The organism is Streptomyces sp. NPDC040405, from assembly GCF_055595765.1.
Genome location: NZ_JBVIVI010000005.1, coordinates 49,465 through 68,876 on the forward strand (window position 1 = coordinate 49,465; position 19,412 = coordinate 68,876).

Below are 19,412 nucleotides of genomic sequence, written 5' to 3' on the forward strand. Positions count from 1 at the left end.
CTTCTCCTCCACGTGCTGCCCCGCCCGGAGCGCCTCGCTCATTGACTCAGAACCTGTCGAGCAGCTGCCCGTACACGCCGAACGCGCCGACGGCGAGCGGGAACAGCGCGATGACGCCGATGGATTCGACCAGGTCGGCCACGCGTCGCAGCCGGACCTGCACATGCTCGGGTGGCCGTACCGCCAGGACCAGCAGGGGCAGCACCGCGGCCGCGCCCAGCACGACGAGCGGTCCGGCGCCCCCGGCATGCCCCATCCACAGCATCACGAGGCGTACGACGAGGACCGCGGCGGCGATGAAGAGCGCCACCACCTCGGCGACCAGCGGGAACGCGCGCGCCCGGGAGAGCAGCACCAGGGCCACGACGGCGGGGAGCGCCACCGTCCACACGGTCGGTTCGTCGGCCTGGGTGAGCAGCCACGCCCCGGCCGCGGCGGAGACCGCGGTGACGATCGTCGCGAGGGCCAGGCCCCGGTGGGTGGCCGCGAGTGCGTTGTTCACCTGGTGGCGGCTGACGGAGACGCCCCCGGAGCGGCGGTCGTCGAGCGCGGTGAGCCCGGAGGCCATCAGGGCGAGCCGCGGCAGCAGACCGAGGAGGATCACCGAGAGGACGGCCATCACGGCACCGAGCCGGGACGGGTCGCCCTGGATCGCGGCGACGGCCTCCCACACCAGGGCGATAGCGGCGGTCGCCGCGGCCCCGATGAGTCCGCCACGGCCGAGCGGTGAGAAGTAGCCGAGCATGGCCAGGGCCAGGATGAGCGCGCCCGCGACGGCGGCGAGCCGCATGGTCTCCGACCAGTCGTAGGCGTCGGCGGCCGTCCAGGCCGTGAGGGTGCCGAGCCCGCCGGAGGCGAGCAGGAGCGCCGTGGCGAGCCCGCGGTTACCCTCGCCGACCTTGGCGGCGAGCGCGCCGGAGGCGAGGAGGAGCAGCGTCACCACGGCGAGGACGCCCGCGAGGGCGTCGAGGGAGAACTCGCGGCGGGCGAGCAGCGCGGCGATCACCGTGAAGATGACGGTGGCCACGCCCGCCCCGGCCCGGCGCGTGGCGGGACGCCAGCGCCAGGTCTGCAGGTCCAGGTCGTCGGCCACGACGTCGGAGACATCGTGCACGACGGGGGCCGGGGGAGCCGCGTGGACCCGTACGAGCCGCAGCACGGCGCCGTCCGTGACCTCGGCCGACGACAACGTGCTGTCGTGCGGCAGCGCGGAGCCGTCGGACGTGATCAACTGCCGGGTCATCGGCCGCGACGCCGCCCGGTCGTCCAGCAACTGCAGGATGTCCGGCAGCAGCTGCCCGATCGGCGTGTCCGAGGGCAGGACGATGTCGGCCCGGCGTCGCTCGCCGACCAAGGTCACCCGGCTGAGTTGCGCCCGGGATGTCGTTGCTGTGCTCACCACTTACGGGAACCTATCGTCGCGAGGTTGAGGGCTCGGGCCCGTTCGGCGTGGTCATGTTACTCGTGCCCCCCGTTCCCCTTTTTTGCCTGGAATTCCTGGCCCGAGGTGCCGGAATCCCGTTCCGGGCACGTGAGTTGTGGGCCGCCGTAATGCTGAAGAGCGCTATGAATTCCCAGAATTCTTCGCACTCTTCCCTGGATCTTCCGGTTTCGATGTTTGCGCGGGCTGCTGGTACTGCTGTTCCTGGCGCTGCTGCTTCTCCTGCTCGGCCTTCTGCTTCGCCAGCGTGTGCTGGAGGAAGGACCACCCGACGCAGCCCGCGCACAGCACGGCCGCGATGGCGATCCCGGCGAACACCTTGCCGAGCCGCTCGTCCGCCGTACGCCGCGCCCGCTGCGCGCCGAACAGCAGCGCGTCCCGCATCCTGCGACGGCGTACCGCCACCGACTCCAGCAGCTGGCTGTCGTAATCCCGTGCCATCCGTCTTGTCGTCCGTTGCCTCAGTCGTGCGTTGCGTGGGTCGTGGTCTTTGGAACATATGGCATGGGCGAGTGAGCAGTACACCCCAGGGTCAGGACTGGGCGAGGCCCGGGAAGATCACGAAACAGCCCGTGGCTCGCCCGGGTGACGAGATTCGAGATCACCGTGAACGGCGCGCAATTGAACGGCGAGCACGGGCTCCACCAGCCCTGCCGCGCGCAAGGGCACGCGCGCGGCGGGCATTCCTCCACCGAACCTGTACGCCTTCTGCCCGGTCAGCTGGCCTTGGCGAGGGCCTCGACCGCGGCGGCGTTCGGCGCGTCGGCGAGGGAGCCGGAGAGGGGGCGGCCCTTGCCGGGCGGTTCCTGGCCGTACAGCTCGGCGAGGGTCTGGCTCGGGCGGAGGCCGCGTGCCTTCCTCTCGCGCAGCCGCTCGATCCAGACCATGCCCTCGTTCGCCGCGCGGGAGCCACCTGCCTCACGCGGTTCGTAGGCGGCGGCGTCGTCCTCGTCACCGGCCCACACGTAGCCGAGGACCGACCCGTCGTTCTTGTCGATCACGGTGAAGTACCGCACGGGCTTCTCGGTCCAGTTCTGGTAACGCGCCGGACCGCCCGGCTTCTCCCTGAACTGCATGTCTTCTTCGAAGCGCGACGGCTTCGGTTGCTCACTGCTCACAGGTCCACATTCCTTGAGTCGTCTGCCCGGCCGGGAATCCGGTTACGGCTTCGTCTTGGGCAGGACCTCTCCGTAGACCTGCCACTTTCCGGCCTCGTCCTTGAAGACGCGCGTCACCCTATATTCCGTACCACGAGCGAGGAGCAGCTCCCGCTCCCCCTTGTTCGCGGAGATGTGGTCGATCCAGAGAGCAGGTGTGCCCTTGGGCACCCGCAGATGCATCTGTACAGGCTTGAACTCCATGGCCGCGTCCTTGCCGAGCGACGTGGAGGTGTATCCCAGGTCGTCGTAGACATTGCCCTGCATTTCGAGTGGCGACCGCAGATCGAGGTGGTCGACCTTGGTGCCTCGGACCACCATGATGTCCTCGGGCACGGGGCGGGAGCCCAGGACCCGGTCCATGCTGTCGACGAGGTGCTGGATGTTGGGGTGCAGGTCCAACCCTTGGCGAAGCGGGCCGTTGATCTGTGTGTAGTAGAAGTCGCTGTACATGTGCAGCGCATTGTGGGAGTCGACGTCGAGGTTGTCGAGGTAGTCGTTCCAGTGTGCGTCGCCGTACGCCTGCCCTGCCTCGTTGCTGGAGCTGGGCCGGGGGTTCGTCCCCCGCTCCAGCTCCGCCGCGGCCGCCGCGTGCTTCTCCGCGTCGGTGGCCAGGTTGTTGAAGTCGGCCGACGACATGTGCGGCTTGTACTCGAACGGCTCTGCCGCACCGCTGCCCGGTACGTCCGCGCCCCCGTGGCCCGGGGCGACCGGCGTATCGGTGCCGTGGTGCGCGGCGGCTTCCGCCACGTCGTCCACGTGGTCACCGGCGTGCGCCGCGTCGTCCGCGTGACCGGGAACGTCGTGGTCGTGCACGCCGGGGCCGTCGTGGCCCGGGCCGTGCGGGGTGTCGGGGGTGTGCGGGTGGCCGGTGCCCGGGACATCGTGGGCGGGGACATGGGGGCCGGTGTGGCCCGGGACGTGGCTGCCCACGTCGCCCGGTACGTGACCGGCCGGGGCGCCAGGGACGTGGTTCGACGGGGTCTGGTGGTACCAGGGCGTCGATGTGCCGTGGCCGCCCGCGGGCACGTGTCCGGCGTTGCCGCCCGCGGCGTTGTCGAAGGACGTGGGGGCGGGACCGAAGGAGCCCGGTGCGTGCGCGGGGCCGCCGGTCGGCACGTGGCCGCCGGTGGGTACGTGACCGCCGGTGGGTACGTGCCCCGGGGCGCCGCCGGTCGGTACCTGGTGGTCCATGCCGCCCGGGACGTGACCGGTCGGGGTGCCCGGGACGTGGTTCGACGGGGTCTGGTGGTACCAGGGCGTCGATGTGCCGGGGACGCCGTGGGTGCCCGGCTGCTGGATTTGCCAGGAGTCCGGCAGGCCGGAGGCGCCGTGGCCCGTGCCGTGCGCGGCGGGGGCCACGTCGACGGAGCCCGGCGGCGGGGGGACGAGGTTGCCGTTCGGTTCCAGGAGGGATCCGTTGGGCAGTTGTACCGCGCCATCGGGGAGCGTGGGCATATCGACCTTGCCGATGCCCTTCAGTCCCTTGGCGATGTCGCCGATCTTGGACAGGCCCGCTCCGGCGCCCTTGGCGACGTAGGTCATGGGGTCGATGACCCGGCCCGCCTTGCCTGCGACGGAGAGGGCCTTGGCGACCGCCCCGGCCTTGCCCGCGCCCGCGGCGGCGCCGCCCGCGCCGCCGGTGAAGACGGTGGTGACGACGTTGAAGGTGACCGCGCCCGCCGCCCGGCCGGGGTTCTTGCCCCATTCGTCCCAGGCGACGAGGGCCTTGCCGGTCTCCTTCATCGCGGTGCGGGAGTCGCGGAGCCAGGAGGGGAGTTTGTCGTCCGGCAGGCCCCAGAAGGCTTCCCTGGCGCCGGGGATGGTGCTGATGGCGAGGCCGGTGCCCAGTTGGGCGAGGCCCTTCCAGGCTTTGCCCATGGCGTCCCAGCCGCCGCAGCCGACGAGGGTGCCCAGGCCCTTGATGGTGCCCCAGACGCCGTCGACGATCAGGCCGTCCCAGACGAAGGACTTGACCCAGTGGCCGACTTCCCAGACGTGGTGCTTCTCCTCGACCGGGTCGCCCCAGGGGAGCTTGGCGTTCTTGAGATCGTCGGCGTTGAAGCCGTACTGGTTCTTGGCCTTTGATCCGTCGCCCGCGACCATCTGGGTGCCGCCGAAGACGGCGGTGATCTTGTTGTGGCAGGTGCGTTCGGCGGCCCAGAACGCGGCGACGGTGGCGGTGATGTCGTCGCGGAGCTGGTTGTGCTCGTCGACCTTGTCGCCGTCGTACTCCCAGTCGTCGTCGTCCTTGTTCTCGTTGACGAACTTGGTCGCGTCGGTCTTGAGCTGGGTCAGCTTGGTGACCAGGGGACGGATCTCGGTGGCGTACTCCGACAGGGCGGAGGACACCGTACCGAGATCGTCGGCGAAGCCGTCGGCGCGGTCCTTGACCGGCTTGGTGGTGGCGAAGAGCCGTTCGGCTTCGGGGGCCTTGTAGTAGGCGGACAGGCCCTGGAAGTGGCTGTGGACATCCGCGCCGGTGTCGCGGATGTGCCCGGCATCGGTCTTGAGGTTGCCGTGGGCTTTTTCCAGCAGTTCCAGATTGCCAGTGTATTGAGGGATTTCCTCAGGCTTGATCATCCGGTCTGCTTCCCCGGCTTCTTCGGGTCCAGGTCCGGCGCGCTCAGAGCCTTGGTCTGGGCCTGCTGGGCCCGTTCGGCCATGTGCTGCCCGCCGTTGAGGTACGCCGTCGTGGCGTCCATCGCCCCGTTCAGCGACTTGCCCGCACGCGCCGCGATGAACTTCAGATCCGGAGTGGTGTGCTCCGCGAACTGGGACAGGGCGAGAGCGACGAGACCACCCTTGGCCTCTTCCCCACCCTTACCGCCGCCACCGCCGCCGTCGGCGCTGATGGTGCCCGCATGCTCCGCAGCGGACTGCAGATGCTTCCCGTACGACGTCGCGTGCTTCTCGATCTTCGCGGCGAACTCGCCCGTCGTCTTCAGCACGCTCGAAATACCCTGCGGCTGCAGGTCCCAGCCCGTCATGCGTTATCCGTGCTCCCCGTTACCGTCCGGCGCTCGCGCGCACCGGATCAGCCGATGTTGTCAACCGCGGACTTCGCACGCGAAAGCGTGTGCTGCGCCGTCCCGTCGTTCTTCTCCAGCACCGTCTTCAGCAGCTGGATGATGCTCTTGACCTCCTGAGAGGCACGGTTCCAGCGCAGTTCCTTGCCGTGGTACTCATCCGCCACGCCGTCCGCGGTGAAGTCGGCCATCGCCGCCTTCACCTGGCCATCGCGCGCCGTGATGACCTGCTCCAGCCGCGCGATCACCGACTGGATGTTGCCCTGGGCGTCCGCCGAAGCGCCCGTGTCGTACGAACGGCGGTCATTGCCAGCAGCCATCAGTCACTCACTCCCCGTCAAGTCCCGCAAAGATCAGCGGCCGCCGAAGCGGGCCGCATCGAAGTTCGCCGACGACATCTGCTGCCGCGCGTTGTCACCGTGCTCCTGGTCGCCCGTGCGGAACGCCGAGTCCATCCCCGACTGACCACCCAGGATTCCCGACAGCGAGCTCTGCAGCGACGACGCGATCTCGTCCGACCGCGCCTTGAAGGAGTCGAAGGCGGCCTTGCCGCCCCCGTTGAACTTCCCCTCCAGCGGCTCCGCCGCTTGCACCAGCTGCTGGATGAGCGTGCGCAGGTCGTCGCTCGACCCGCGCGATTTCGACGTCAGAGTCGAGAGGACCTGCGATCCCATGTCGAACTTCATCTGGACTCCCCCTGCCAGGCTGAGCGGCTATATATGCAGAGCCCATTTCTATCAAGGGCCGGAAGGGCGCTGCAATGCGGGTTGGCTGATTGTGACACGGCCATGGCTGATAGAGCAGTGGCCATTATTGCTCAATGGGGAGATATGTCTGGATTCTTTGGCGTAGTCGTGCCGCTGGGACGGCGGTTACGGGCGGAACGGCCGAGCGTCGTCTTTGACGGCGGTGACGAACGACGACCAACTGGCCGCCGGGAAGACGAGCGCGGGGCCGTCAGGCGTCTTGGAGTCGCGGACGGGGACGCCTGACGGGTGGTCGTCCAGCACCTCGACGCAGCTTCCCGCGTCGGACCCGCTGTACGACGACTTGCGCCACCGGCTCAGCGAGGATGCTTCCGGTATGGAGGGGTGCTCAGTCATCGTTTCCGTAGTCCTTCGCCGTCGCCCGCAACAGGGCCAGTGACTCCTTCAGCGGTAGTGCGTCGCCCAGTGCGAGATGGTAGGCGCCTTGAAGCTGTTCGACCATGGCTGGGGAGTCGACCACCTTGCCCATGTGCAGGGCCTCGATATAGGCCACCGGGGGCTGATCATCGAACCACATCAGCGTCAGCATGCCCTGCAGCAGCGGGTGATGGCCCACGCCGAAAGGCAACAGATGTACGCGTAGACGTCCGGCTTCGGCCAAGCGGACGATGTGCATGATCTGTTCCGCCATGACGTCCGGGCCGCCGATCGGGCGGCGCAGTACCGCTTCGTCCAACAGTGTCCACACTACGGGCGTCACCGGGTCGTCGAGGATCTTCGATCGGTCAAGACGTGCGACTACGGTCTTGTCACGTTCCGCCTCACTCCGCGGAGGGAACGCGGCGCCAAGGACTGCCCCCGCGTACCTCTTCGTCTGGAGGATGCCGGGCACGTAGGAGAGAGCGAATTCGCGGATCATGGTGGCTTGCTGTTCGAGGTGCCGTGCTGCCGCGAAGTGGTCGGCGACCGCCGAGTCGTCCCCCGGCAGGAAGCTGCTGAGCACATTGCCCGTGTTCAGGGCCTGATCCAGCCGCCGTGCGTCCTCCTTGGACGGGATGCGGCGGCCGGCCTCGATGTGGGAGATGTGCGAGCGGGTCATGATCGCCGCGTCGGCCAGCTCCTGTTGGGTCATGCCCGCCGCTTCGCGTTGTTCCTTGAGCCAGTCGCCGTAGATGCTGCCCACCGGTCAACCCCCTTGCGACGGAACCTCTGTCACCTGCTGATTACTGGCGAGCCTAGCCCGCGTCGTCTCACTCTGTGAGTGCATCGCTACATAGCGATGCACGGGAATGTCGATGACATGGAGGTAGCCGCGTGATCAGCCTGCCGGGCGGGGCCCGATTGCTCCCTTGGTCCACTGCGGAGGGCAAGCCCTGTTACGTGATCGGCGACGGGACCGGGTACGTGTCCCGCGTCGCCGACAACGTCGAGTGCGTGCAGCTCGGCATGGCCGCGGAACTCCTCGACCACGCCGCCGACATGCTCGGCGAAGGCAAGGCCACCCCCGTGCAACTCCGGTATCTCGCCGCGCGGCTGGCCGAGGCCCTGCGCGATGCGCATCGGATCGCCGAGAGCCGGGGTGACCGCCTGTCTGAGTTCACGCCTTCTGCGGATGGTGCGTGAGGCGTTCGGAGTCCTGCCAGCCGGACAGGTCCGCCGGGCCTCCCGGTCGCGAGGTCATTGCTCGGCGCCACGCCTCTTTTCGATGGCCGCTTCAATGAATTGGGCGACTTCGATGTCCCCAATCTGCGTATATGCGGCGTAGTTCTGCTCGCGTTCGGAGCGTTGTAGTTCCTCTGTCGGCTCCCAGCGAAGGCTCCAGGTGAAGACCTCGTCGCGCCTTTCCGTTCCCCCTTTCAAGAGGCGTTGCCTCAGGACAGGCCCATGGGTCCCTGCTGCCGCGTAATACGTGATCCGCCCTTCGGCATCAAGGGCGTCCAAGGTGGCGTTGCCGAGCGTGAGGAAGGGCGTGGTCCTGAGGTTGTCGTGCAGACTCAGGGGTCTGATCGATACGCCGGTCAACTCGAGGAACCCTGCGTGATCGGACAGGAATTCTCCGCCACGCTCGTAGAAGAGGATCAGCGGCTCATAGAGGTCGGCCAGATCGGGAAGTGTTGCCGAGTTCTGGTCTCGGAGCCAGGCCAGGCGTACGGCGCCCCGGCACGTCTTTCGGATGGTGTACGAGGCGATACTGCTGAGTAGTTCGTCCAGCTCCGTGGCGAGTTCGGGCGGCAGGCGGAAGTTCGGATCGACGTAGTCGGTGACGTCGAAGAAAGGCCATGCAGCCTCGGAGGAATATGCCTGAGCCCATAGCGCGGCGCGCCGCAGGTACTCGCGCATCAACAGGCGGCGTGAGCGTGCACGAAGGAATACGGAATTCCAGTCGCCGATCCAGTCGACAGCTCGGAGCCGCTCCAGTGTGATGAATGACAACTTGCCGGGCACGCCACCTTCCCCCATGCGGTCGTACGGAACGATGAGATCGGTCGCGGAGGGCTATAGCCTCCCCGCAGGGTCAGTCTTCGCTCGTGAGCCCCCGCAACGATGCCAGGCCACGATTGCCGGGCTCGTCGTCGTCCCCGACCTCCCGTGGTTCGAAGCTCGCCGCGTTCTCGGCGTCGGAGGCCCATAGGTACCCGAGTCCCTGGCGCTCACTTCGCACGGGAACGTACAGGGTCAAGCCATGCTCTCCGAACACCCGCTCGGAGGCGAGTGCGCCGCTGGGGTGCCACTCCCGTGAAACACCGACGGGGCGCCCCATATGCGCCGTGCCCTCGGAGCGGAGCGTGCCGTCCTTGTACCACTCACGGCTGGGCCCGTCCTGGATGCCGTCCACGTAGGCGTCGAGACTGACCACCGCATCTCCTAGGCGCTCCTCGACCTCACCGGTGAACAGCTCGCCCTGGTACAGCAGGCGTTGGCCGTAGTCCATGTCGACGTCGGGGTCGTCGATGTCGATTCGCTTCACGTTAGCCAGCAGGGAATCCAGTTTCGTCATTCGGCAGATTACCGGTGAACCTGTTCTGAAGGCCATCTACCCGTCTAGTACATGAAGTGTAGGTGGTGTGCCTTGCTCGGGTGTGCCGTTGTCAGAGGATGATGCGCACGCCCAGTTCCTGGAGGAGGAGGGTGCATACGCTGCAAGGTTCTGTGGTCTTGCCGTGATCCGGGTGCCCCTGTCCGCGGATCATCTTGGAGATCATGGCGGAACCCTCGAAGTGTGGAGCCGCCTCTTGGAACGTTGTTGCACGGCCGTCTTCACGCGCGGCGTCCAGGGCCCAGAGCTGGTCGGAAATCAAAGCGGATTCGGCGCAGCTCCCGGTGAAGGACGTGTGTTGCTCTGGCGGTAGTGAGTCAATGAATGCCGAGATAGCAGGGTGAAGATTGACCCTTCCCTCGCCGACCAAGCTGGTGTGGCTGATCACTTTTCCGCCAACCAGCAAGGAAGAGGCTACCGCTGGGAACTGCTCAGACAAAAAAATCCTCCGCGTCCGGATCGGTTACGCCGCCCAAGAAGCGAGAGAATGCGTCGAATTCATTCTCCCCCAAATAGTACCCTCCGGTGTGATGGAGGTGGAAGAGGCGCCCTGTTTCGTCTACCAGTAGAAGCCCCTGCTCGGATGATTCATATCCGATGGGAAAGATTTCGACTCCGAGTCCGAGTGCCAGTTCTTGGATCGATGCGGCATCACCGTCATACCCCACCGTCGGTTTCACGACCCAAGTAACCCCCTGTACCGTGGGGTGGCTGAGGTTGAGCAGTCCATACGCGTGAATGAAACGTACGGCGGCTGGTACTGGTGTTAGGGGCGCTCCCTGTTGTTCGGCGTCCCGCACGCGCACCTGAATGAGATCATCGGCGCGCTCTCCGATGTCACGGCCCGGGGACCAGCCATTCCTGGTCAACCAGTCGCGTACTTCGGGTGGTGGCTGCTCGGAATCCATCAAACGTTCCGTTCCGTGAGTCGATGCATTACGAGTGTACGCGAATGCCCAACTGAGGCAGCACATGTTCGCACGTGTGGCAAGGAGCCAGGAAGTCGCCATGTGCTCGGATGAGCTCGCCCGTTCCTCGGTCGTGCAGGTCGCCGATCTGGCGTGTGTGCATCACGCTCCCATCCAGAGCGTTCCTCGCGTCATCGACAGTGCGAATTGATGTTCCAGTCGGGTCCATCTGATGCAGCCGGTCACTGATCAATGATATCTCGGCGCACTTCCCATGGCCGAAACCTTTCTTTGCATTGGGGGTTGCGTCGAGCATTTCGCCAACGTCCTTGAGGACGCCTTCGAGAACGTGATGAGTGTTCGGCAATTTCTGGCCGTGCATCTTTGTGGTGCTGCTGTGTACGGTAATTATATTGTCATGTAGAAAGCTTCCCGCGCAGCCCTTTTCGAGTTTATTCTGGCCGGGAGGCGCTGCTCCGTCCTTGGCGCCGAAAGCCTCATCCGCAAGCGTACTCGCTTCATGCTCCAGCACTGTCAATTGGCCTTCTGGAGACAGGTCCGAAACGTCTAGGGCCGGGCGTCGGTAGTGGCGCATCTTGTCCGCGCTTTGTCCATGCCAGTCGGGCTGCGGCGTCACATGCTTGCCCTGAGGCTCGCCGTCGGGACCGTTGCCGTCGTGGTGGTTGGGGCCGTCTGCTCCATGTCCGCCGCCACCGTGCGGTTCGGGTGCCGACCCGCCGTGCTCACTGCCTGTTCTGTCGTGCCCGCTGTGGTTTGAGGTGTCGTTGTGGCTGCTGTGGTCGGCGTTGTCGTGTCCGCCGTGATGGGGGGTGTCGGTGTGGTGATTGCCAGAGGGGGGCTCGTGGCTGGCGGTGGGGCCGTGGCCGGGGGCGTGGGCGCTGCCGCCGGGGAGGTGATCGCCTGCGTGACCGCCGGGCAGGTTGTCGCCGACTCCGCCGCCGGGGACGTTGTCGCCGGTGTGGGGGGTGCCGGGGATGTCGTCCCCGACGCGGCCGAGGTCGTCGGCGCTGTCGCCCAGGCGGATGGCATGCTCCGCATTGTCGGCGGTGCGGGCGCCGGTACCGACCAGGGCGGGTTCCTTGACGGGGCTGTCCACGTGGGGCACGTCCGCGTCGGAGGCCGGGTTGGTGGTGGGGGAGTCTTCCTTGCGGGCGTTGTCGATGCTGTCGAGGACGTTGCCGTGTTCGTCGAGGAAGTTGCCGTCCGGGTCGTAGTACCGGGCGGGTTCGCCCGGGTCGGTGGGCAGCTTGGTGGTGCCTTCCGGGAGCGCGGGTACGTCGTCGGGGAGTTTGACGGTGCCGGCGGGGAGCTTGGCCGCGCCCTCGGGGATGGCGGCTCCCTCGGGGAGGTCGATGGTGCCGTCGGGGAGTCTGACGGTGCCTTCGGGGAGTTTGATCGTGCCGTCGGGGAGTTTGGGGATCTCGATCGCTTGGATGCCCTTGAGGCCCTTGGCGATGTCGCCGATCTTGGAGAGTCCTGCTCCGGCGCCCTTGGCGACGTAGGTCATGGGGTCGATGACGCGGCCGACTTTTCCGGTGGCGGAGAGGACCTTGGCGACGGCTCCGGCTTTGCCGGCGCCGGAGGCGGCGCCGCCCGCGCCGCCGGTGAAGACGGTGGTGACGACGTTGAAGGTGACGGCTCCGGCGGCCCGGCCGGGGTTCTTGCCCCATTCGTCCCAGGCGACGAGGGCTTTGCCGGTCTGTTTCATGGTGTTGCGGGAGTCGCGGAGCCAGGAGGGGAGCTTGTCGTCGGGCAGGCCCCAGAAGGCTTCCCTGGCGCCGGGGATGGCGCTGATGGCCAGGCCGGTGCCGAGTTGGGCCAGGCCTTTCCAGGCTTTGCCCGCCGCGTCCCAGCCGTCGACGCCGACGAGGGTGCCCAGGCCCTTGATGGTGCCCCAGACGCCGTCGACGATCACGCCGTCCCAGACGAAGGACTTGACCCAGTGGCCGACTTCCCAGGCGTGGTGCTTTTCCTCGACCGGGTCGCCCCAGGGGAGTTTGGCGTTCTTCAGATCGTCCGCGTTGAACCCGTATTGGTTCTTGGCCTTTGATCCGTCGCCCGCGACCATCTGGGTGCCGCCGAACAGGGCGGTGATCTTGTTGTGGCAGGTGCGCTCGGCTGCCCAGAAGGCCGCGACGGTGGCGGTGATGTCGTCGCGGAGCTGGTTGTGCTCGTCGACCTTGTCGCCGTCGTACTCCCAGTCGTCATCGTCCTTGTTGTCGTTGACGAAGGTCGTGGCGTCGGCTTTGAGGCGGGTGAGTTTGGTGACCAGGGGGCGGATCTCGGTGGCGTACTCCGACAGGGCGCTGGAGACTTTGCCCAGATCGTCGGCGAAGGTGTCGGCACGGTCCTTGACCGGTTTGGTGGTCGCGAAGAGCCGTTCGGCCTCAGGAGCCTTGTAGTAGGCGGACAGGCCCTGGAAGTGGCTGTGGACATCCGCGCCGGTGTCGCGGATGTGCCCGGCATCGGTCTTGAGATCGCCGTGGGCCTTTTCCAGCAGTTCCAGATTGCCGGTGTACTGGGGAATTTCCTCAGGCTTGATCATCCGGTCTGCTTCCCCGGCTTCTTCGGATCCAGGTCCGGCGCGCTCAGGGTCTTGTCCTGGGCCTGCGCGGCCATGTGCAGATCGCCCTTGAGGTACTCGGTCGTGGCATCCATCGCCCCGTTCAGCGACTTGCCCGCACGCGCCGCGATGAACTTCAGATCAGGCGTCGTGTGCTCCGCGAACTGGGACAGGGCAAGGGCAACCAGGCCGCCCTTGGCCTCCTTGCCGCCGCCACCGCCGCCGTCGGCGCTGATGGTGCCCGCATGCTCCGCGGCCGACTGCAGATGCTTCCCGTACGACGTCGCATGCTTCTCGATCTTCGCGGCGAACTCGCCCGTCGTCTTCAGCACACCCGAAATACCCTGCGGTTGCAGGTCCCAGCCCGTCATGCCTTACGTCACGCCCCCCGGCGATTGTCCGCTTCGTAAATCAGCCGATGTTGTCGACGGCGGACTTGGCGCGCGAAAGCGTGTGCTGCGCCGTCCCGTCGTTCTTCTCCAGCACCGTCTTCAGCAGCTGGATGATGCTCTTGACCTCCTGAGAGGCACGGTTCCAGCGCAGTTCCTTGCCGTGGTACTCATCCGCCACGCCGTCCGCGGTGAAGTCGGCCATCGCCGCCTTCACCTGCCCATCGCGCGCCGTGATGACCTGCTCCAGACGCCCGATCACCGCCTGGATGTTGCCCTGGGCGTCCGCCGAAGCGCCCGTGTCGTACGAACGGCGGTCATTGCCAGCAGCCATCAGTCACACCCTCCCCGTCAAGTCCCGCAAAGATCAACGGCCGCCGAAGCGGGCCGCGTCGAAGTTCGCCGACGACATCTGCTGCCGCGCGTTGTCCCCCTGCTCCTGGTCACCCGAGCCGAACGCCGAGTCCATCCCCGACTGACCACCCAGGATCGACGAAAGCGAGCTCTGCAGCGACGACGCGATCTCGTCCGACCGCGCCTTGAAGGAGTCGAAGGCCGCCTTCCCCGAACCGTTGAACTTGCCCTCCAACGGTTCGGCGGCCTGCACCAGCTGGCGGATCAACGTCCCCAGATCCTCGCTCGACCCACGCGACTTCGACTGCAGAGTCGACAGCGCCTGGGCCCCCATGTCGAACTTCATGCGGCTCCCCTTGCCGGACGAGAAGGTCGTTACCGGAGCTATCTTCACAACATCGGGAAACCGTCGCAATGGAGAATCGATCGGCTGTGACACATGCGTGACAGACACATCGGCCCGGCTACGGGCAGGGAGGGCGAAGCGGGACCGGCAGTTCTTCAGCGCCTGTAGCTGTCCTGAACCCTCTGCCCTGGAGCTTTCAGAGGGGGAGTCCGATCAGCCCCCACCGGCGTCGCTCGGCTTCGCCCACGGTTTCGGCCCAGCCGGACAGCAGCGCTGTGAAGTCCTCGAAGTCCGCGGCCCACCCCCCAGGGGATTCGGCGTGGCGCGCGTACGGTTCGCGCAGTTGCGGCAGTACGGGGGCAGCCGCCTGCCAGTAGCGGTTCAGGCGGGCCACGGTCTGGGGGCCGCGGGCGATGAGCGGCCCCGACCGCCACAAGCGAGCGCCGGAAGGGAAGACACCTGCGTCCACGTGCTCAGCGTCGGTGTCGACCTCAGGACCCCACCAGATCAGAGCGCTCAGGAAGCCGTCCAGGGCCACCCGCAGCTCGCGCTCGGCCCCGCCCCGGACGTAGTCCCATGCATGGGCGGCCCAGAAGTGCGGCTTGTACGAGCCGAGGGTGCCGCCGAACTCGTACCGGCCCAGCCAGGACCTGTCCGGCTCGGCAGGCCACACCCACCCCGCGTCGATGTCGAGGTCGCTGTCGTCGTCCGCGTACGCCGCCTCCTGCAGCACCTCGAGCCGGTCGTCCGGTGCGATCTCCATGAGGTGCTCCCAGTCGATGACCAGCACCGTGATGTCCACGCCCATGCCCTGAGGCTAGCCAGCACCGGCTACCGCGTGTAACGCGTTTTCCGTGTGGCGAGCCGGTAGCCGGCCGTCACTCTGAATCCGGCCCTGACCGGTCCAACCGGGCGGGTGGCTAAGTCGGTTGGCGGATCGGGGACCCAGGTGGGCTGCGGCGTCCTCTTCGTTGCTCAAGGAAAAAGGCATGGGGGTGTGAATGCTGGGTAGGCGGGTCCTCGTTCAGCTGAAACAAGCCGAGTGGGCCGGGAGGGCGAAGTGAACGGCACGGCAACCGTGGATTCGTCAGAGCTGACGGCAGGGGAGGCTGAGCGGACGTGCGTGGCGGTAGGGCTGCCGGCCGTGGCGGACCCGACCAAGGTGACGCCACAGGACGCTCGTGCGCTGACCAAGGTCTTCCTCGACCGTCTGACCGAGTTGGAAGAGGGGACGCACGACTATCAGTACGTGCGCAACACCCTGATTGAGCTGAACCTGTCGCTGGTGCGGTACGCCGCGCGGCGGTTCCGCAATCGCTCGGTGGAGATGGAAGACGTCGTCCAGGTCGGCACGATCGGACTGATCAAGGCGATCGACAGGTTCGACCTGAGTCGCGAGGTGGAGTTCACAACCTTCGCGGTTCCCTACATCGTGGGCGAGATCAAGCGGTTCTTCCGTGACACGAGCTGGGCGGTGCATGTGCCGCGTCGGCTGCAGGAGTTGCGGATCGATCTGGCCAAGGCGAACGAGGAGCTGTTCCAGCGCCTGGACCGGTCGCCGACGACGACCGAACTGGCCGAGCATCTCAACCTGAGCGAGGACGAGGTCCTCGACGGGCTGGTGGCCAGCAATGGTTACAGCACCTCGTCGCTGGACGCCCCCGCCGACCCCGAGACCGGTACGACCCGCGTCACCACGTACGCGGACCGGATCGGTGAGGTCGATCCCGCCATGGAGGTCGTGGAGAACCTGCACGCTCTCAAGCCGCTGGTCGAGCAGCTCGGCGACCGGGACCGGCGCATCCTTCAGATGCGGTTCGGCGAGGAGATGACCCAGTCCGAGATCGGTGCCGAGTTGGGTGTCTCGCAGATGCATGTGTCGCGACTGCTCACGAAGTCGCTGACGCGGTTGCGGCGCGGGATGCTGGCCGACTAGGGCGAGCGAGTCTCAAGAGACGTACGAGTGGGGCCCGACCGGGAATCCGGTCGGGCCCCACTTTCCGTGTGGTGGGCTACCAGCGGTACCAGCGTCCTCGGCGCCCGCCCGTGGTCGGACGGACGATGAAGCCGAGCAGCCAGACCGCGAGAACGATCACGGCGATCCACCACAGTGCCTTCAGGGCGAACCCGGCACCGAAGAGAAGGAGCGCGAGAAGCAGTACGACGAGAAGGGGAACCATGATTATCAACCTCCGCCGCCCGAGTACCCCTCCGCGAATCGCACACGCCTGATCATTTCGTTCAGTTGTCGAACGCCGTCGCGAGGCGCAGCCTGGAGGTGTAGCGGGCGGTGAGGGCAGGCGAGGGCAGAGGGTGATGATCATGATCCAGCCGGCTGATATCCGTGAATGGCGCGACCGCGATGTCGTGGACGACGAAGGGCGCAAGATCGGCGCGCTGGAGTCCATCTATGTGTCGACGGCGACCGACCAGCCCGAGATGGCGACGGTCCGTACCGGGATGCCCACCCGGCACCGCCTGCTCTTCGTGCCCGTCGACGACGCGATTCTGGGGCCGGGCTACGTGAAGGTGGCGTACGCGCGGGGACTGGTGAAGAAGGCCCCGTCGCTCGGTGTGGACGATGTGCTGCCCGCCGAGGAGGAGGGCGCGATCTTCCAGTACTACGGCAAGGCGTATCAGGCGAGCGCGGGCGAACGGCGGCTCGCCCGCCGCTGACCGGGGCGCCGGTCGGTCGGTCCCTGAGAGGTCTCCGAGAGGTCCCCGAGAGTACGGGGAGGTGTCGCGCGGTGGCTCTCTTCCTCTTCTTCGTGATCGTGGCGATGGTGCTCGGGCTCATCGGCACGGCGGTGCACGGCTTGGGCTATCTGCTGATCGTCGGCGTGGCGGTGTTCGTGGCCGATGTGATCTTCCTGGCCGTGCACTGGTCGCGACGTGCGCGGCGGCGGCCGCTGCGATGAGGATCGGGCGATGAGGACGGGGCGGGCGCCGGGTGTTCCGTTCGGTGGCCACGCGTTCCCGTACGCCCCCGGCACACTGCGGCTCTCCGGCGACCCGGCGGCGGCCGACCGGCGGGTTCTGGAGCACTACCGGCTGTGGAAGGGCCATTTCGTACGGTCCCACAGCGATGGCTCGTGCGCGGTGTACGCCCCCGACGCCGCGTATCCGTACGTCGCCGAGGCGCAGGGGTACGGCATGGTGATCAGCGCGCTGATGGCGGGCGCCGACCCCGATGCCCGGGACGTCTTCGACGGAATCCTCCGGTACGTACTCGCCCATCCGTCCGCCGGGCACCCCGATCTGCATGCCGCCCAGCAGGACGCCGCGGGACGGGACGTCGGAGGGGCGAATTCCGCGACCGACGGTGACCTGGACATTGCGTACGGGCTGCTGCTCGCGGACCGGCAGTGGGGTGGTGAGCGGGGCGGCGGGCGGGGCGGCGACTACCGGGTGTGGGCTCTACGGCGGATCGACGCCATCCGGGACACGGGGCTGCCCGCGGCGGGCGGGCCGGTCAAGCTCGGCGACTGGTCATCGGGCCACTTCGACGAGGTCTCCCGCACCTCGGACTGGATGCCCGGCCACTTCAGGGCGTTCCGGGCGGCGACGGGGGACCCGCGGTGGGGCGAGGCGCTGGACACGCACCTGTCGCTGGTGGGAGCCCTGCAGCGGGGGTACGCCCCGGACACCGGGCTGCTGCCGGACTTCGTGGTGGACACGAGGAGCGATCCGAAGCCCGCGCCGGGGCAGGTGCTGGAGAGCGGGCACGACGGTGACCACCACTGGAACGCCTGCCGCGACCCCTGGCGGATCGGGACGGACGCGGTGCTGAGCGGCGACGCGCGGGCGCGGGCGGCGGCCGGGCGGATGGGGCGGTGGATGTGCGCGGCGACGCACGGTGATCCGGGCCGCATCCGGTGCGGGTACCGGCTCGACGGCGCGGCGTACGGGGAGGGCGCGGCGGGCGCGTTCGTCGCGCCGTTCGGGGTGGCGGCGATGGTGGGCGGCGGCGGGCAGGAGTGGCTGGACGCGCTGTGGGAGTGGATGGCGGCGTCACCGCCGGAGCCGGGCCGGTACTACTCGGCGAGCGTGCAGTTGCAGGCGATGCTGGTGGTCAGCCACAACTGGTGGCCGCCGTAGGCGGTTTGCGCCGGCCCGCCGGGGGTGGAATCGGGTGGCGTGGGGTGAGGGTTCCCGTGGAGTGGAGACGCACAGGGGACGGAGCGAGGGCGAGGGCCGGTGCGGTGCCGGTGCCCGTGCCGCGGGCGCGGGTGCGGGTGCGGGTCGGTGCGGTGGTCCGGGCGACTGCCGGTGCCGTGGCGCGGGGGCGCGGCGGGCCGTGGCGCGGGCCCTGGTACGGCGGCGGGAGGCGCTGGATCCGGCGGCGCTGGCGCGACTGCGGCGGTTCGGGGAGGCGCTGTCGCGAGGCGTTCGGCCGCCATGAGCGTGGGTGGCCCTGAGCGTCGATGGTCGTGAGCGGTGGCGGTCCTGGGCATCGGCCGTGCTGGCGGCTGTGGTCGTGCGCATCAGCAGCCGCGGGCGTCGGCTCCTCCGGGCGTCAGGTCTGGGCGTCGGGCCCCTCCCCGGTGCCGAGCCTGGGCGTCGGGCCCTTTCCGGGTACCAGGCCGGAGTGTCAGGACCGGGTGCCGGTGGGAGGGCTTTCCGGCCGTTGGCGTTCCTGAACGCCTCCGTCAGTCGTTCTCGGCCACCGCGTCGCACAGGTTCGCCAGGGCCGTGCGGGCCGGGCCGGTGGGGAGGGGGGTGAGGGCCGCGTGGGCGGCGGCGCATTGGCGGAGGACCTCGTGGCGGGCCTGGGTCAGGGCCGGTGCCGTCGGGTCGCCGGAGAGCAGGACCGGCAGTGTGGGGGTGCCCTGGACCGGGGAGCGCAGCTCGGCGGCGAGGTGGCGGGCCACGCCCAGCCGCTCGCCGTACACCGCGAGCGCGTCCGCGATCTCCTCGGTGGCGCCGGAGGTCAGCGCGCCGAGGCGGCCGGAGACGGCGGTGAGGGCGCCGGAGCGGGCGGCCAGGGTCCGCAGGTGGTGGGCGACGGGGTCGTGGCCGTCGCGGGGGCCTGTCGTCTCCAGGATCTGGCCGCTGACCAGGCTTTTGAACGCGTCGGCCTGGAGCCGTACGGCCCGTGGCCCCAGCCCGGCCAGGAGGCGCGAGGCGCGCGCGAAGAGGAAGTCGCCGATGAGCACGGCGACGGTGGCGTTCGCCTCGTGCCGTACGTCGTCGTGGTAGCGCGTCGCCAGATAGGTCAGCTCGACGACGACCGCGGCGGGCACCACGCCCGGCGCGTCCGGGTCGCCGAAGCGGGCGGCCAGCAGCACCAGCAGCGGCCGTAGCCGGCGGCCGCGCGGGCGCGCCAGATGCCGGGCGGCCTCGGTGATGAACGGCACGTCGCTGCGCGTGGCTTCCACGAGACTGTGCTCGACCGCCGCCATCGCGGTCCGCAGGTCCGGTTCCCGCGTGTGGTTCCCGACGACGGTCACCCGGGGCTCC

The 19,412-nt window shown here is 68.1% G+C and carries 25 protein-coding genes; 5 read left to right on the forward strand and 20 right to left on the reverse strand.

The annotated features are described in order from the left end of the window. Window positions 1-46: 46 nt before the first annotated feature. The 9 genes from eccD to ACZ59A_RS21395 all read right to left on the reverse strand — a co-directional run bounded on the left by eccD (window position 47) and on the right by ACZ59A_RS21395 (window position 7,517). Window positions 47-1,402 carry a type VII secretion integral membrane protein EccD gene (eccD, locus tag ACZ59A_RS21355; protein ID WP_470960683.1) on the reverse strand — a complete coding sequence of 452 codons (1,356 nt, stop codon included), beginning with the start codon at window positions 1,400-1,402 and terminating at the stop codon, window positions 47-49. Between the two features lie 162 nt (window positions 1,403-1,564). Further along, entirely contained in the window at window positions 1,565-1,882 is a 318-nt protein-coding gene (locus tag ACZ59A_RS21360; protein ID WP_470960684.1) for a hypothetical protein, read from the reverse strand. A gap of 275 nt (window positions 1,883-2,157) precedes the next feature. After that, complete coding sequence (locus ACZ59A_RS21365) at window positions 2,158-2,559, reverse strand: hypothetical protein (RefSeq protein ID WP_470960685.1); 402 nt, start codon at window positions 2,557-2,559, stop codon at window positions 2,158-2,160. A 42-nt stretch (window positions 2,560-2,601) separates the two neighbouring features. Beyond that, complete coding sequence (locus ACZ59A_RS21370) at window positions 2,602-5,181, reverse strand: ADP-ribosyltransferase (RefSeq protein WP_470960686.1); 2,580 nt, start codon at window positions 5,179-5,181, stop codon at window positions 2,602-2,604. Continuing rightward, a complete protein-coding gene (locus tag ACZ59A_RS21375) occupies window positions 5,178-5,588 on the reverse strand; it encodes a DUF6507 family protein (protein ID WP_470960687.1) in 411 nt (136 codons plus the stop codon). Before ACZ59A_RS21375 ends, ACZ59A_RS21370 begins: the two co-directional genes overlap by 4 nt. A gap of 47 nt (window positions 5,589-5,635) precedes the next feature. Further along, window positions 5,636-5,947: a pore-forming ESAT-6 family protein gene (locus ACZ59A_RS21380; protein ID WP_470960688.1), complete on the reverse strand. Its 312-nt coding sequence runs from the start codon at window positions 5,945-5,947 to the stop codon at window positions 5,636-5,638. Window positions 5,948-5,980: 33 nt separating this feature from the next. Then, window positions 5,981-6,313, reverse strand: coding sequence for a hypothetical protein (locus ACZ59A_RS21385; protein ID WP_468043683.1), 333 nt, complete (start codon window positions 6,311-6,313; stop codon window positions 5,981-5,983). Between the two features lie 186 nt (window positions 6,314-6,499). Then, window positions 6,500-6,730: a DUF397 domain-containing protein gene (locus tag ACZ59A_RS21390; RefSeq protein ID WP_470960689.1), complete on the reverse strand. Its 231-nt coding sequence runs from the start codon at window positions 6,728-6,730 to the stop codon at window positions 6,500-6,502. Further along, on the reverse strand, window positions 6,723-7,517 hold the full coding sequence (locus tag ACZ59A_RS21395; protein WP_470960690.1) for a helix-turn-helix domain-containing protein: 795 nt from the start codon (window positions 7,515-7,517) through the stop codon (window positions 6,723-6,725). The genes ACZ59A_RS21390 and ACZ59A_RS21395 overlap by 8 nt, the downstream gene beginning before the upstream one ends. Window positions 7,518-7,648: 131 nt before the next feature. Here ACZ59A_RS21395 and ACZ59A_RS21400 point away from each other — a divergent pair, with 131 nt between their 5' ends. Next, window positions 7,649-7,957, forward strand: a complete 309-nt coding sequence (locus ACZ59A_RS21400; RefSeq protein ID WP_470960691.1) for a hypothetical protein — start codon at window positions 7,649-7,651, stop codon at window positions 7,955-7,957. A gap of 54 nt (window positions 7,958-8,011) precedes the next feature. On the opposite strand, the gene ACZ59A_RS21405 is transcribed toward ACZ59A_RS21400, so the two are convergent. The 9 genes from ACZ59A_RS21405 to ACZ59A_RS21445 form a co-directional block, all read right to left on the reverse strand. Continuing rightward, on the reverse strand, window positions 8,012-8,779 hold the full coding sequence (locus ACZ59A_RS21405; protein ID WP_470960692.1) for a hypothetical protein: 768 nt from the start codon (window positions 8,777-8,779) through the stop codon (window positions 8,012-8,014). A gap of 70 nt (window positions 8,780-8,849) precedes the next feature. Continuing rightward, entirely contained in the window at window positions 8,850-9,302 is a 453-nt protein-coding gene (locus tag ACZ59A_RS21410) for a toxin-antitoxin system YwqK family antitoxin (RefSeq protein ID WP_470960693.1), read from the reverse strand. A gap of 121 nt (window positions 9,303-9,423) precedes the next feature. Further along, complete coding sequence (locus ACZ59A_RS21415) at window positions 9,424-9,810, reverse strand: YwqJ-related putative deaminase (RefSeq protein ID WP_470960694.1); 387 nt, start codon at window positions 9,808-9,810, stop codon at window positions 9,424-9,426. Continuing rightward, window positions 9,803-10,279, reverse strand: a complete 477-nt coding sequence (locus tag ACZ59A_RS21420; protein WP_470960695.1) for an SUKH-3 domain-containing protein — start codon at window positions 10,277-10,279, stop codon at window positions 9,803-9,805. Before ACZ59A_RS21420 ends, ACZ59A_RS21415 begins: the two co-directional genes overlap by 8 nt. A 28-nt stretch (window positions 10,280-10,307) precedes the next feature. Further along, window positions 10,308-12,845, reverse strand: coding sequence for a YwqJ-related putative deaminase (locus ACZ59A_RS21425; RefSeq protein ID WP_470960696.1), 2,538 nt, complete (start codon window positions 12,843-12,845; stop codon window positions 10,308-10,310). Next, on the reverse strand, window positions 12,842-13,234 hold the full coding sequence (locus tag ACZ59A_RS21430) for a DUF6507 family protein (RefSeq protein ID WP_470960697.1): 393 nt from the start codon (window positions 13,232-13,234) through the stop codon (window positions 12,842-12,844). The genes ACZ59A_RS21425 and ACZ59A_RS21430 overlap by 4 nt, the downstream gene beginning before the upstream one ends. 40 nt (window positions 13,235-13,274) lie before the next feature. Then, window positions 13,275-13,586 (reverse strand): pore-forming ESAT-6 family protein, encoded by a 312-nt coding sequence (locus ACZ59A_RS21435; RefSeq protein WP_470960698.1) that lies wholly within the window; start codon window positions 13,584-13,586, stop codon window positions 13,275-13,277. Between the two features lie 33 nt (window positions 13,587-13,619). Continuing rightward, complete coding sequence (locus ACZ59A_RS21440) at window positions 13,620-13,952, reverse strand: hypothetical protein (RefSeq protein ID WP_470960699.1); 333 nt, start codon at window positions 13,950-13,952, stop codon at window positions 13,620-13,622. A gap of 196 nt (window positions 13,953-14,148) precedes the next feature. Continuing rightward, complete coding sequence (locus ACZ59A_RS21445; protein WP_470960700.1) at window positions 14,149-14,760, reverse strand: hypothetical protein; 612 nt, start codon at window positions 14,758-14,760, stop codon at window positions 14,149-14,151. Between the two features lie 252 nt (window positions 14,761-15,012). On the opposite strand from ACZ59A_RS21445, the gene ACZ59A_RS21450 reads away from it, so the two are divergent. Next, window positions 15,013-15,888: an RNA polymerase sigma factor SigF gene (locus ACZ59A_RS21450; protein ID WP_470961750.1), complete on the forward strand. Its 876-nt coding sequence runs from the start codon at window positions 15,013-15,015 to the stop codon at window positions 15,886-15,888. Between the two features lie 76 nt (window positions 15,889-15,964). Here the strand turns inward: ACZ59A_RS21450 and ACZ59A_RS21455 are convergent, their stop codons facing one another. Continuing rightward, window positions 15,965-16,132 carry a hypothetical protein gene (locus ACZ59A_RS21455; protein WP_009716824.1) on the reverse strand — a complete coding sequence of 56 codons (168 nt, stop codon included), beginning with the start codon at window positions 16,130-16,132 and terminating at the stop codon, window positions 15,965-15,967. Between the two features lie 142 nt (window positions 16,133-16,274). Here ACZ59A_RS21455 and ACZ59A_RS21460 point away from each other — a divergent pair, with 142 nt between their 5' ends. From ACZ59A_RS21460 to ACZ59A_RS21470, 3 genes are all read left to right on the forward strand, one after another. Next, complete coding sequence (locus tag ACZ59A_RS21460; RefSeq protein WP_470960701.1) at window positions 16,275-16,628, forward strand: PRC-barrel domain-containing protein; 354 nt, start codon at window positions 16,275-16,277, stop codon at window positions 16,626-16,628. A gap of 71 nt (window positions 16,629-16,699) precedes the next feature. Next, entirely contained in the window at window positions 16,700-16,870 is a 171-nt protein-coding gene (locus ACZ59A_RS21465; RefSeq protein ID WP_470960702.1) for a hypothetical protein, read from the forward strand. A gap of 10 nt (window positions 16,871-16,880) precedes the next feature. Then, window positions 16,881-18,050 (forward strand): glycosyl hydrolase family 8, encoded by a 1,170-nt coding sequence (locus tag ACZ59A_RS21470; RefSeq protein ID WP_470960703.1) that lies wholly within the window; start codon window positions 16,881-16,883, stop codon window positions 18,048-18,050. A 551-nt stretch (window positions 18,051-18,601) separates the two neighbouring features. On the opposite strand, the gene ACZ59A_RS21475 is transcribed toward ACZ59A_RS21470, so the two are convergent. Then, window positions 18,602-19,354, reverse strand: coding sequence for a polyprenyl synthetase family protein (locus ACZ59A_RS21475; protein ID WP_470961753.1), 753 nt, complete (start codon window positions 19,352-19,354; stop codon window positions 18,602-18,604). Window positions 19,355-19,412: the final 58 nt, after the last annotated feature.